Here is a 12,532-nt window from a genome sequence, read left to right as displayed (position 1 = left end):
AATGAATTTTCTTCGATTTCGCTGGCTGCAACTGCTGATGATTTTGGCGCTGGCGATCGCGCTCAGCTTCCGCGCCACGTCAGCTTCTGCCCAGTCCACCGCTCAGCTTAGTTCGCAAATTTCCCGACTCGAAGCGCAAAACACGCTGCTGCAATCGCGAGTCAGTCGGCTGGAAGCCGCGATCGGTCGAGTCGGAAACAATCCGCCGCTTCCTGCCGTGCCACCACCTTCTGCTCCGGCAGGCACGTCTGCCTTGGCAAGTGACCCGATGTTTAACCGACTGGCAACTTTGGCGATCGAACTGCGCGATCGAATCATTGTCCTAGAAGACCGCTTGGGCATTCGCCGCCCTTCACCATGAACGATTTTGCTCAACTGCTGCTCGAAAAGCGCGAAGTCATTGTCGATCGCTGGGTGAACGCCGTTCGCCAAGATCCGCGCATCGAAGCGACACGTGAACTGAGCTACAAAGCCGTGCGCGACAGCTTGCCGATCGTGATCGATGCGATGGCAACAATGCTGTCGCAAACGCAAGCCAACGACGTGAAATCGCTGGTGGCTGCCAGCTTGGAACATGGCGACTTGCGAGCCGAGCAGGGCTTCGATCCCTCAGAAATTGCTCAGGAATATCATCTGGTGCGATCGACCATCTTTGAAGTGCTAGAACCCGACTTACTGAAAAGTTCGCCGCAAGAACTGCTCCGCGCCGTGCGCTTGATCGATGCCGTTGTGGACGAAGCGATCGCTCGCTGCTTCAACAGCTATACCGAAGGTCGATTGCGCGAACTGGAACAGCTTCAAACGCAACTCAAGCTCACCAATCAAGAACTCACGCGCCTCGTTCGCGCCAGCCGCACCAACCTCGCCCAGCTTGCCCACGAACTCAAAACGCCACTCACCGCAATTATTGGCTACGCCGATTTATTTTTGCGGCAGCATCGCCAAAGCGATCAGGTGAAAAACTCTGTCACCAACTTGGAAAGTATCGATCGCGTCCTGCAAGGCGGCAGGCAGCTTTTGCGGTTGCTCAACGACGCCCTGGAAATTTCGCGCTATGAAGCCGGAAAAATCTCAGTTCAGCCTGCCGCGATCGAAGTTTGCAGCTTGATTGCCGATCTGGTGGAAATGCTCAAACCGCTTGCCAGCGCGAAACAAATCGAGATTGCGATCGACACCGATCGCGCTCCCGATCAAGTCATTTGCGATCGCCTGCGCCTCCAGCAAATCCTCACCAATTTGATCAGCAACGCCATTCGCTACACCGACACAGGCCACATCCAAATTCGCAGTTGGACAATTGCGCCGGATCATTGGGCGATCGCCATCTCCGACACGGGCACAGGCATCCAGATTGAAGACCAAACCCGCATTTTTGAACCCTACGAGTGCGGCAACCACCGCAACGGCGACAGCACCGGATTGGGATTGGCAATTGTTTCTCGTTTGGTCAAACTGCTGCACGGCTCGATCGATCTGCAATCCCAAAGCGGCAAAGGCTCAACGTTCACCGTCATTTTTCCGATCGACTTTCCAATCGATACACAGACAGCGATCGCGAAAGCGTAAGGCTCCGACCGTCCAACATAGAGCTTAGTTTTACTTAACGATTGGGTCTAGAAATATAAAAATAGCTAATCACAAGCTTTGAGTATTGACATTTTACAAACTCTTCCAGCTAGGTGACGATACGGAAAGCGTTAAGAAGTGTCAAAGTTGGGAGGAAAGTGAATGGTTGCCGTTACGCCTCAGCCGCCCGCCGCCTCAGCCCGTTTAACAATGCAGTCGATCGAAATTGCCGCCGAAACAACGGCGATTCGATCGCTCGATTGGGATCGCGATCGCTTCGATATCGAATTTGGTCTTAATAATGGAACTACCTACAATTCCTTTTTGATTCGTGCCGAAAAAATTGCGCTCGTCGATACTAGTCATCAAAAATTTCGTCAGCTTTATCTGGATTTGCTAACCGGATTAATCGATCCAACTTCGATCGACTACCTGATTATTAGCCATACCGAACCTGACCACAGCGGACTCGTAAAAGATGTGTTGCAGCTTGCGCCCCAAATTACGATCGTCGGCGCAAAAGTGGCAATTCAATTTCTCGAAAATATGGTGCATCAGCCGTTCAATCATCTAATTGTCAAGAGCGGCGATCGCCTCGATTTGGGTCAAGGTCACGAATTGGAATTTGTTTCTGCTCCGAATCTGCACTGGCCGGATACAATTTTCACCTTCGACTACAAAACCGGAGTTCTGTTCACCTGTGATGCGTTTGGAATGCACTACTGCGACGATCACACCTTTGATGAAGACCCGGAAATTCTCTCGGCTGACTACAAATATTATTACGACTGTTTGATGGCTCCGAATGCGCGATCGGTTCTTGCTGCCCTGAAGCGAATTGAGAAACTTGACATCAAAACGATCGCAACCGGACATGGCCCCTTGCTGCTGCACTATCTGCCCGATTGGATCGATTCCTACCGAGTTTGGAGTCAAGAACAAACGAAAGCGGATGTTTTGGTTGTCGTTTTCTATGCCGAAGATTACGGCTATTCTGAGCAGTTAGCGCGATCGATCGCACACGGCATTGTTAAAACTGAAGCTGCTGTTGAGTTGATTGATTTAAACACAACTGAACTCCAAGAAGTCCGCGAACTGGTGAACATTGCGGCGGGGATTGTAATCGGAATGCCGCCGCAGTCAAACACTGATGCTCATGCGATTTTAAGCACTATCTTGGCCGCTGCTCATTCCAAGCAGTCGATCGGATTGTTTGAATCTGGCGGCGGTGAAGATGAGCCAATCTATCCACTCCGCAATCAGTTTCAAGAAATTGGATTGAGCGAAGCGTTCCCGCCAATTTTGGTGAAAGAAGCACCTTCTCAATCGATCGAACAGATTTGTGATGAAGCGGGTATTGATCTGGGTCATTGGGTGACTCGCGATCGTACTGTTAAGCAGATGAAATCGATCGATTCCAATCTCGATCGCGCTCTGGGACGCTTGAGCAATGGCTTGTATGTTTTGACGGCACAGAAGGGCGATATATCGAGTGCGATGATTGCCTCTTGGGTGATGCAGGCGAGTTTAGATCCGATGGGCGTCGCAATTTCGGTTGCCAAAGATCGAGCGATCGAAGCTTTACTACATCCAGGCGATCGATTTGTTCTCAATGTTTTAGAAGAAGGCAATTCGCAAGCGCTGATGAAGCATTTTCTCAAGCGATTTGCACCGGGAAGCGATCGATTTTCAGGCGTCAAAACCTACGCAGCCACGAACGGTTCACCAATTTTGGCAGATGCTTTAGCTTATTTGGAATGCGAAGTCAAAAGCCGCTTGGAAAGTAGCGATCACTGGATCGTTTACAGCAGCGTTCAGGTTGGCCGAATTGCGAAACAGGATGCGCTAACCGCTGTGCATCATCGCAAAGTTGGCAACCACTACTAAACCAACTAAAGAATTCAACGAACGGTTACGGTTCCAAAATCTACCTTCGATCGAGGCTATTCCAATGCAAAAACCACTCAGAAATTCAACAGGTCACTGGTTAGATTCGCTCTACAGCGTCAGCGTTATTCGTGTTCTCGAAGCGATTCAAGATCTGATTGTGATTTCGCTTTGCATCGGGCTGTTCAGCTTCATGGTGATGCAGTTGCGCGAGATGGTGCTGTCACTCTTGCCACCGCTGGATTTCCAAAATGTCACGTCGGATATTTTGTTTCTGTTGATCTTAGTTGAACTGTTTCGACTGCTGATCATTTATTTGCAGGAACATCGCGTTTCGATCGGTGTTGCTGTTGAAGTTTCGATCGTTTCTGTGCTGCGAGAAATCATTGTGCGCGGCATTTTGGAAACGCCTTGGACGCAAGTTTTAGCCACCTGTTCGTTTCTACTTGTTCTAGCTGTTTTACTCGTCGTGCGTGTTTGGATGCCGCCGACATTTGACGGCATTGATCCGGAACAGCAAGTATCAGAGCGGCATCGCCGTCGCACCGAAACGGATGAATTACACAGCCCCTCTGTGATCGCTACGATTTTCGATCGCACTGAATAAAGGAACTTAATCATGCTGCAAACTGCTACTCGTTCCCGCGATGTTCAAGTTGCTCAAATTGCATCGCGCACCTCGATTTTGCGATCGCGCACCTGGGATCGCCTCAAGTTTGAAATTGAATATGCTCGTCAGCGCGGCACAACTGCAAATTCTTATCTCATTCGAGGCGATCGCACTGCTTTAATTGATCCCCCAGGAGAATCGTTCACTGAGATTTTTGTGCAGGAATTGAGTCAGCAAATCGACCTCGATCGATTGGACTACATCATCTTGGGGCACGTCAATTCTAATCGAATCGCTACGCTTTCTGTGCTGATGAAAAAAGCTCCGCAGGCAACGATCGTTTGTTCGAAACCTGCGGCGAATGCGCTCAAGGCAACGAGTTTTGATTGGAAAGTGCAAGCAGTTCGATCGGACGAAACGATCGATCTGGGACAAGGGCATTTGTTGCAGTTTATTCCGGTTCCGATGCCGCGCTGGGCAGATGAACTGTGCACTTACGATCCACAAACGCGCCTGCTGTTCACCGACAAATTGTTTGGCGTTCATCTTTGTGCAGACGAAGTGTTTGATGAAAATTGGAAGCAGCTTGATGGCGATCGCCGCTATTATTTTGACTGCCTCCACGCTGCCCAAGCCAAACAGGTCGAAGCTGCGATCGATAAGCTGACTTCGTTTCCCGCCAAGGCATACGCACCCGGACACGGCGCGATCGTCCGCTACAGCCTCAGCCGCCTTAGCTACGACTATCGCCAGTGGTGTCAACAGCAAAAATCGCAGGAGTTGCGGGTTGCCCTGCTGTATGCGTCGGCTTATGGAAATACGGCGGCGTTGGCGCAGGCGATCGCGCAAGGCTTGATTCAGGCGGGCGTGGCGGTCGAGTCGATCAACTGCGAACAGGCGGAACCTGCCGAGATTACGCGATCGATTCAGGCTTGCGACGGCTTCATCATTGGATCGCCCACGCTAGGCGGTCACGCGCCGACGCAGATTCAGACGGCTTTGGGACTGGTTCTATCAGCAGCGGCGAAAACCAAGCTGGCAGGCGTGTTCGGCTCTTATGGCTGGAGCGGTGAGGCGATCGATCTGATCGAAACCAAGCTGCAAGATGCCAACTACCGCTTTGGCTTTGCGCCGATTCGCGTCCGCTTCAGTCCGGATGCAGCAACGCTAGAAGCGTGTGAAGCGGCAGGTGCAGAGTTTGCTCAGGTTCTCAAGAAGACGAAGAAATTGCGATCGCCGCGTCAGGCCGTAATTCAAACCAGCAGCGATCGCACGGCGCAAGCAGTCGGGCGGATCGTCGGTTCGCTTTGCGTGGTGACGACGCGATCGGGCGAGAATCACAGCGGCATTCTCACCTCTTGGGTGTCGCAAGCCTCGTTTAACCCGCCCGGACTGATGATTGCGGTTGCGCCAGATCAAAACGCCGATCGCCTTACATCTCCAGGCGATCGCTTCGTCCTCAACATTCTCAAAGAAGGTCGGCAGCTACGCCGCCATTTCTCCAGCCGCAGCCAGCCGAACGCCAATCCGTTCGCCGCACTGGACACGCAAACGGCCAGCAACGGCTGTTTGATTCTCAGTGATGCCTTGGCTTATCTAGAATGCACGGTGCAAAATCGCATGGCCTGCGGCGATCGCTGGCTGATCTATGCAACGGTAGACAATGGTGAAGTGCTGGAGCCGACAGGCATTTCAGCGATCGAGCATCGCAAGTCGGGAATGCATGGCCTGTAGGACGATCGGTGGTTCAGCACTCATAAAGCGGCTGAACCACCGAAACGATTAGACCGAGACAATTAGACGATTTGCAGAAGCAAGCTGTTAACGAGGGCGAGTGCGATCGCGCCCAAAATTGCGCTCACGATTCCATTTCGCAAGCGGAAACCCTGCACCAGCCAAGCGGCTAAACCAAAGATGATGATATTAATCACCCAGGTAAACAAGCCGAAGGTGATGAAGGTGAGCGGAATCGAGAAAAAGGCAATTACTGGACGCACAAACGCATTGAGCAATCCGAATACAACGCCGGAAATCAGCGCTTTCACGGGACTGTCAATTTCAATTCCCAAGAAAGGAATATAGGAGAGAATCAGCAGACTCACTGCTGTGACAAGAGCAAGAATAATAAAGCTAACAATCATTAACGTTCGTCCTGTTTGAAATTGAATGGCTGTCTGGAGTTGAACAAGCTGGCGATCGATCGAATTCTACGAATCTTGTCAGATCTCGCCCGCTAATCATTGAAATTTAATAGTTATTTAGCAAAATGTTCCAATTGGGCTGATCGGCTCGCGCCGAACTCGCACCATCGTCAACTCGAACTTGCTATCATGCAAGCTTCACCATCCGTCGATCGACATGACTGATTTTGCGCTGAGCTGGCAAACGCCGCCCGACCCGATCGCCAAAATTCTCGATGCTGCGCCGCCGCCCGCTCTGATGCTTTCGCCCGATCGCCAGTGGGTCGTTGAGCTAGAACAGCCCGCCATGCTGTCGATCGCGGAACTTGCCGAGCCAGAAGTGGCGATCGCCGGATTTCGCATTAATCCCAACACGAATACGCCCGCTCGTCACGGCACTTATCGCAGCATGAAGCTGGGCAAATTTGACGAATTTCAGCCGCAGCCCGTCGATTTGCCGGACGATCCTCGATTGAGCTATTTCAAGTGGTCGCCAGACGATCGCCACCTCGCTTTCACCTTGATGCAGCCGAATGGCCTTGAATTGTGGGTGCTGAATTTGGAGGAGGGCAAGGCGCGATCGCTCACTGCTCCGATTCTCAATGCCACGTATGGAACACCGTATCGCTGGCTGAATTCGGACACTTTGATTTGCAAATGTGTGTGGGATGAACGGGGCGAACTGCCGGATCGATCGATCGTTCCTGCTGGCCCGATCGTGCAGGAAAATCTTGGACGCAAAACGCCAAATCGCACCTACACCAATCTGCTTCAATCGCCGGACGATGAAACTCTGTTTGACTACTATGTGACTTCGACGCTGGAGGCCATCAAGCTAGACGGGTCGCGATCGCGTTTAGTCGAATCCTGCATCATTGACGAAGCGCGGCCTTCTCCTGACGGCAATTATATTCTGTTGAAAACGCTGCATCGGCCTTATTCCTATCAGCTTCCTGCCGGATTCTTTCCTAAGAAAATTCAAGTTTTGGATGCAGCAGGAACACCTGTTTATGAAGTTGATAATTTGCCGTTAGCCGACAGTCTTTCCACTAAATTCGACTCGGTGCGACCGGGATGCAGACGCAGCCATTGGCGAAACGATCGCCCCGCCACGCTCTACTGGATTGAAGCGCTCGACGAAGGCGATCCCGATCGCGATGTGCCCTATCGAGATGCACTACTTGAACTCGATGCGCCATTTGTTGAAGAACCGCGCCTCTTGTGGAAATCTGAAGACCGATTCCGTAAGGTGTCGTGGGGACGCGACGATCTCGCTTTGGCGTGGGAAAGTTCTTTCGATACGCGCCGTTTGCGACTGTGGCGACTCAATCCTGCTCAGCCCGATCGCGCCCTGCTGCTGGTCGATCGCAGTTCCGAAGACCGCTATCGCGATCCGGGAATGCCGCTGGCGACACCGGGAAAATTTGGCCGCGATGTGCTGCACATCACGCCGGACGGGGAAGGGATTTACTTTAGCGGCAGAGGGGCATCACCAAAAGGCGTGTATCCGTTTCTCGATCGCTTCGACTGCGAAACCGGAGAAAGTACGCGCCTGTGGCAGTGCGAAGATCCGTATTTTGAAAATGTGGTTGATATTTTAGACGATGGCGCTTTGCTGACGCGCCGCCAATCCCAGACGGAACCACCGAACTACTTTCTGCATCAGAACGGCACGATTCGGCAGCTTACGGACTACCGCGATCCCGCTCCAGAATTTGCCGGAGTGCAAAAAGAACTAGTGCGTTATCAGCGATCGGACGGCGTTCAGCTAACCGCGAATCTCTATCTGCCAGCGGGATATGACCGCGATCGAGACGGCGCACTGCCAACGATCTTCTGGGTGTATCCTGCCGAATTCAAAGACCGCGAACTGGCCGGACAAATCACCACCGCAACCAACACCTTCAGCCGCCCACATTACACTTCGGTTCTGTTTTTGCTGACGCAGGGTTACGCCGTTTTGGATGATCCCAGCTTGCCGATCGTCGGTGAAGGCGAGGCAGAACCGAACGATACCTACGTCGAGCAGCTAATTGCTGGAACGAAAGCGGCGATCGATTACCTGGTTGAGCGGGGCGTGAGCGATCGCGATCGATTGGGCATTGGCGGACATTCCTACGGCGGCTTCACCACTGCAAATCTGCTTGCTCATACCGACTTCTTCAAACTGGGGATTGCTCGCAGCGGCGCATACAATCGCACCCTCACGCCCTTCGGCTTTCAAGGCGAACAGCGCACCTTTTGGGACGCGATCGACACCTACATTGAAATGTCACCCTTCACCCACGCTGCCAAAATTAAAGCGCCCCTGCTGCTGATTCATGGCGGCAACGACAGCAACGCAGGCACTTACCCGATGCAAACCGAACGACTCTACGAAGCGCTTAAAGGCTTGGGCGCAACGGTTCGCTGGGTCGTTTTGCCGCTGGAAGATCACGGCTATCGATCGCGTCAAGCGGTCGGGCATGTGCTGTGGGAAATGGTGCAGTGGTGCGATCGCTATCTCAAGGGCGCACCGCCTTCAGGCGAAGATGCTGAGGTTGAGTTCGCGGGCGATCGTCTCGATTAGCGCTAGCCCAACGACCGGATTGCCAACCGAGTCAAGAGCAGGGCTGTAGCAGGCGATCGCTCCTCTTCCTGGAATCGTCGCCAGCAGCGCCCCGCTGATCCCCGATTTGATCGGTAGACCGATGCGGACGGCATAAGCGCCAGAAGCTTCATACAGGCCGCAGGTGAGCATCAAAGCGTTCACAGCAGCGCGATTCGCAGCTTGAATTTGCGGCTGCGGAAGCGCCAGCAGCAAGCCCAATCGGGCTAAATCCTGCACGTTGGCAGACAGGCAGCAAATCTGCTCATAAGTTTCTAGGGCAAGCTGTGGCCGATCGAGGCGATTGGCGGTCGTGAGTGCCTGCACGATCGCCTGATTGGGAACTCGCCCTGCCGACTGCACTGAGGCCAGCATTGCCGCATCAAACGTGAGCTTGCAGCCAGCGTAGTGGTTGAGCCACAGGCGCAGATTTTCGCAGCGATCGCCCGCCGTTTTGCCAGGAAGCTTGTCGGCCAGCACGATCGCACCGCTGTTAATCATTGGGTTGCGCGGCTGTCCGCGATCGAGCGTCAGTTGCACCAGCGAGTTAAACGGCGCATCTGAAGCTTCTGTTCCCACCCAGCCAAACACGGTTTTTGCGCCGACCTGTTGCAGCAGTTGCAGCAGCACAAACGGCTTGATCGCGCTCATCAGTACAAAGCGGCGATCGATCGATCCCCAAACCTGTCGCACTTCGCCGTCAATGCACAAGGCAAATTCATCCGGCTGTGCTTTGGCAAGCAGCGGAATTCGATCGGCCACGCGCCCGCTTGCGGCTTGCGATCGCGCCTGCTGTATCCACTGTTCGAGATCGGCCAAATTCAATTCAGCAAATAAATTCAAGATCGTTGCGCCAAAGGCATCTTGCATCATTGTTAATCAAGGTTCGTTCAAGGCGCAAAAATCAAGCAGCAAACCGCCATACTTGACTCCAGCAGATTGACAGGGCGGCGATCGAGCGAAATCGCCGCCCCATTTTTCCTCGATAGAATCTAAAAAAGCTTGCCCTCCATCTTGTCAAGTGGTAAACGATAGATTTGTTTTTTGTTAAATGCGTCTTAGGGTGTGGCAAAGTTAAACTTAACTTCAACTTAAGAAATTCGATCGCCACTCACTGCCTGAATTCATATCAACTGACTGCGATAGGAATTTGCCATGCCGCTACCTCGTGTCTTGAGCGCGATCGTTGCCATTATTTTTGCTTTAGGAATGACGCTGCTGGGCGGTTGGTACTTCACGCTGGGGTTTGGCGTGATTATCTACCTCGGTCAGCTTGAATATTTTCAATTAACGCAGGCTAAAGGCATCGCGCCCGCTGCCAAAACCACGATCGTCGTCAGTCAAGCGCTACTTGTCATCTCAACGATCGCTCCCACCACCCTTGCCGATGCCGTTCTCCCCGTTGCCGGAACCTGCATCTGCTTCTACCTCTTGTTTCAGCCAAATCTTGCCTCGATCGCCGACATTTCCGCTTCAATTCTCGGCCTGTTCTACTGCGGCTATCTGCCGAGCTACTGGGTGCGGTTGCGATCGCTCGGTCAAGCAGCCGTCAGCAATCTACCGCTCGATGGCTTCTGGCCGACTTCGCTGAACCTCGACGCTCTACCGATCGGCCTGACGACGACGCTACTTGCCTTCTTCTGCATTTGGGCAGCCGACATCGGTGCTTACGTCTTCGGCAAATTCTTTGGACGCACTAAGCTATCGAGCATCAGTCCCAAGAAAACCGTTGAAGGCGCAGTCTTTGGCGTGGCAGCAAGCGTGGCAGTCGCGATCGCAGGCTCTTGGCTGCTCGACTGGTCAGGCTGGCCGCTAACGGGACTCGCCCTCGGCCTAATCATCGGGATTGCCAGCCTCCTCGGAGACCTAACCGAATCAATGATGAAACGCGATGCAGGCGTCAAAGACTCCGGCCAACTAATCCCCGGTCACGGCGGCATTCTCGATCGCGCCGACAGCTACGTCTTCACCGCCCCACTCGTTTACTACTTCGTCACCCTCCTGCTCCCCCTCCTACCCAACTAAAGCGAGAGGCAGAGGGCAAAAAGGCAACGGTTCGGAAATGAGGGACGCGGCGGGTAAGCCAATGTGGCGCACATTGACACCCACAGATATGACCTTTGGGAGTCCAGAGGGCAGCCCCTAGATCGGGGTTGGAGGTGTGGAGGAGGGGGGAACCCCCTAGCCTCCACTGGCTCGGAAAATCAAAGGCAATCCAACCCTACGGAACTTGCCAAATCCGCTGGTGATAAGCCTCCGGTTCCGCATAGGGATCGATCGCTGCATGACTGTGATCATGTCCATGATGGTGATGATGTCCATGCTCATGACTGTGGCTGTGCCCGTGTGCGTGACTGTGCCCGTGATCATCCCCTAAAGCAGCAAGCCGGAACTTGCACATCTCACAGTTCATCTGCACCTGACCAAGCTGCGTTTCAATCTCGCGATCGCGCAACACGTGAAATAGCTGCGGATGCAACCCCATTTCCGGCAGACAGTCCACCTGAATGTCGGGGAAGTGCGATCGCTGCTCGTCGGCAATCTGATAAATCTTTTTCAGCAACGCCCCCGTAAACAAAAAGTACGGCAGCACAATAATCCGACGAGGTTGATAGAGACGTGCCCGCCGGAAGCCTTCCTCCATGCGCGGATGCGTAATTCCAATAAAGCAAGTTTCAACCGTACTATAGCCGCTGCCTTCCCACACTAATCGTGCCATCTTCGACACATCGCTATTCGCATCCGGATCGCTCGATCCCCGTCCGACAAACAGCAAAACCGTATCAGCGCGGGAAATTTCCGAAAGGCGATCGAGTTCCAAGAGCCGATCTTTCCACAAATCCAAAATTCCCGGCGTGATGCCAAAATGCCGCCCGTAGTGAAACTTCACCTGCGGATGCCGCAGCCGAGCGCGATCGAGTTCATTGGTTACATCAAACTTGTTGTGACGAGCCGCAAACAGCAAAATCGGCAGCGCAGACAACTCGGTATAGCCCAACTCAACGCAGCGATCGACTCCTTGCTGAATCGTCGGTTCGGTCAGTTCAAGGAAGCAGGGGATGACCGGACGCGATCGATCGAGTGCCTGATACGCTTCGGCAAAATCAAGCAGTCCTTGCCGACCTGCTTCATCACGGCTGCCATGTCCAATCAGCAAGACGGGGCGATCGATCGGCAGTTTAGCCAATTGTAAAGACTGTTTATCCGGGGCAGAAACCATCAAAAACTCCTTTCCTGTGTCGCGCAGGAAATAGAGTGAAGGAAGCAGCAGCGCGGCATTCTGGCTTGAGGCTGTTTAAAGTCAACGCCCTCTTACAGTTGCGGCACAGCACCGGACTTGCACCGGATTTTCCCGCTCTGTTGCTGTTCACTATTGCCTCGTTATCTTAGCGGATCGGTTGCACCTGCCAATCTGGGGGGAGGGGATGCGATCGCCATTTTCAGCCGGAATTTTGCACAGCCAACTCTTGCAGGCGAATCATCAGCCCTAAAAATGGATTTAAGTAACAAAACTTATACTTGCTCTCATGTAACTGAGGTCTATCCCTTATGATTTTCAAGTAGTCTCTTGTTGCGATCGCGACATACTTCTTCATAAAGCGGTAGGGGCGATCGAAACGTTTTAATCTAAAAACTGAACTGAATTGACCTCGATCGTCGATTTGGTGAACGCTTTCCTCGCGATGGCTTGCCCCCGTCAAG

Annotated in this window: 10 protein-coding genes and 1 riboswitch; of the genes, 7 read left to right on the top strand and 3 right to left on the bottom strand. The window is 52.9% G+C overall.

Annotation, left to right across the window (positions count from 1 at the left end; all coding sequences use genetic code 11):
• Position 1 precedes the first annotated feature (1 nt).
• From H6F67_RS04940 to H6F67_RS04920, 5 genes are all read left to right on the top strand, one after another.
• Positions 2 to 361: a hypothetical protein gene (locus H6F67_RS04940; RefSeq protein WP_190763917.1), complete on the top strand. Its 360-nt coding sequence runs from the start codon at positions 2 to 4 to the stop codon at positions 359 to 361.
• Positions 358 to 1,566 carry a HAMP domain-containing sensor histidine kinase gene (locus H6F67_RS04935; protein ID WP_190763915.1) on the top strand — a complete coding sequence of 403 codons (1,209 nt, stop codon included), beginning with the start codon at positions 358 to 360 and terminating at the stop codon, positions 1,564 to 1,566. The genes H6F67_RS04940 and H6F67_RS04935 overlap by 4 nt, the downstream gene beginning before the upstream one ends.
• Before the next feature lie 162 nt (positions 1,567 to 1,728).
• Positions 1,729 to 3,453 carry a diflavin flavoprotein gene (locus H6F67_RS04930; RefSeq protein ID WP_190763914.1) on the top strand — a complete coding sequence of 575 codons (1,725 nt, stop codon included), beginning with the start codon at positions 1,729 to 1,731 and terminating at the stop codon, positions 3,451 to 3,453.
• 64 nt (positions 3,454 to 3,517) lie between these two features.
• Positions 3,518 to 4,060, top strand: a complete 543-nt coding sequence (locus tag H6F67_RS04925) for a phosphate-starvation-inducible PsiE family protein (RefSeq protein WP_190763912.1) — start codon at positions 3,518 to 3,520, stop codon at positions 4,058 to 4,060.
• A gap of 12 nt (positions 4,061 to 4,072) precedes the next feature.
• Positions 4,073 to 5,797, top strand: coding sequence for a diflavin flavoprotein (locus tag H6F67_RS04920; RefSeq protein WP_190763910.1), 1,725 nt, complete (start codon positions 4,073 to 4,075; stop codon positions 5,795 to 5,797).
• A 62-nt stretch (positions 5,798 to 5,859) separates the two neighbouring features.
• Here the strand turns inward: H6F67_RS04920 and H6F67_RS04915 are convergent, their stop codons facing one another.
• On the bottom strand, positions 5,860 to 6,204 hold the full coding sequence (locus H6F67_RS04915; protein ID WP_190763908.1) for a phage holin family protein: 345 nt from the start codon (positions 6,202 to 6,204) through the stop codon (positions 5,860 to 5,862).
• A 217-nt stretch (positions 6,205 to 6,421) separates the two neighbouring features.
• Between H6F67_RS04915 and H6F67_RS04910 the strand changes: the two genes are divergently transcribed.
• Positions 6,422 to 8,812, top strand: a complete 2,391-nt coding sequence (locus H6F67_RS04910) for a prolyl oligopeptidase family serine peptidase (RefSeq protein WP_190763906.1) — start codon at positions 6,422 to 6,424, stop codon at positions 8,810 to 8,812.
• On the opposite strand, the gene H6F67_RS04905 is transcribed toward H6F67_RS04910, so the two are convergent.
• Positions 8,765 to 9,703 carry a glutaminase gene (locus H6F67_RS04905; RefSeq protein ID WP_242020502.1) on the bottom strand — a complete coding sequence of 313 codons (939 nt, stop codon included), beginning with the start codon at positions 9,701 to 9,703 and terminating at the stop codon, positions 8,765 to 8,767. The genes H6F67_RS04910 and H6F67_RS04905 overlap by 48 nt on opposite strands.
• A 282-nt stretch (positions 9,704 to 9,985) precedes the next feature.
• Here H6F67_RS04905 and H6F67_RS04900 point away from each other — a divergent pair, with 282 nt between their 5' ends.
• A complete protein-coding gene (locus tag H6F67_RS04900) occupies positions 9,986 to 10,855 on the top strand; it encodes a phosphatidate cytidylyltransferase (protein ID WP_190763903.1) in 870 nt (289 codons plus the stop codon).
• A gap of 196 nt (positions 10,856 to 11,051) precedes the next feature.
• Here H6F67_RS04900 and H6F67_RS04895 read toward each other — a convergent pair whose 3' ends face one another.
• Positions 11,052 to 12,050 (bottom strand): sirohydrochlorin chelatase, encoded by a 999-nt coding sequence (locus tag H6F67_RS04895; RefSeq protein ID WP_190763901.1) that lies wholly within the window; start codon positions 12,048 to 12,050, stop codon positions 11,052 to 11,054.
• 32 nt (positions 12,051 to 12,082) lie between these two features.
• Positions 12,083 to 12,225: riboswitch (cobalamin riboswitch) on the bottom strand.
• Positions 12,226 to 12,532 lie beyond the last annotated feature (307 nt).

The organism is Microcoleus sp. FACHB-1515 (assembly GCF_014696105.1).
Classification (GTDB): domain Bacteria; phylum Cyanobacteriota; class Cyanobacteriia; order Elainellales; family Elainellaceae; genus JAAUTJ01.
Note: the sequence above shows the minus strand (reverse complement) of the source record. Positions and strands in the feature narration are given on the sequence as shown.

What these genes read in the sequence shown, in the direction of transcription:
- H6F67_RS04905 (WP_242020502.1), bottom strand. Translation starts at nt 9,703, where the DNA reads ATGATGCAAGATGCCTTTGGCGCAACGATCTTGAATTTATTTGCTGAA.
- H6F67_RS04935 (WP_190763915.1), top strand. Translation starts at nt 358, where the DNA reads ATGAACGATTTTGCTCAACTGCTGCTCGAAAAGCGCGAAGTCATTGTC.
- H6F67_RS04910 (WP_190763906.1), top strand. Translation starts at nt 6,422, where the DNA reads ATGACTGATTTTGCGCTGAGCTGGCAAACGCCGCCCGACCCGATCGCC.
- H6F67_RS04900 (WP_190763903.1), top strand. Translation starts at nt 9,986, where the DNA reads ATGCCGCTACCTCGTGTCTTGAGCGCGATCGTTGCCATTATTTTTGCT.
- H6F67_RS04925 (WP_190763912.1), top strand. Translation starts at nt 3,518, where the DNA reads ATGCAAAAACCACTCAGAAATTCAACAGGTCACTGGTTAGATTCGCTC.
- H6F67_RS04895 (WP_190763901.1), bottom strand. Translation starts at nt 12,050, where the DNA reads ATGGTTTCTGCCCCGGATAAACAGTCTTTACAATTGGCTAAACTGCCG.
- H6F67_RS04915 (WP_190763908.1), bottom strand. Translation starts at nt 6,204, where the DNA reads ATGATTGTTAGCTTTATTATTCTTGCTCTTGTCACAGCAGTGAGTCTG.
- H6F67_RS04940 (WP_190763917.1), top strand. Translation starts at nt 2, where the DNA reads ATGAATTTTCTTCGATTTCGCTGGCTGCAACTGCTGATGATTTTGGCG.
- H6F67_RS04930 (WP_190763914.1), top strand. Translation starts at nt 1,729, where the DNA reads ATGGTTGCCGTTACGCCTCAGCCGCCCGCCGCCTCAGCCCGTTTAACA.
- H6F67_RS04920 (WP_190763910.1), top strand. Translation starts at nt 4,073, where the DNA reads ATGCTGCAAACTGCTACTCGTTCCCGCGATGTTCAAGTTGCTCAAATT.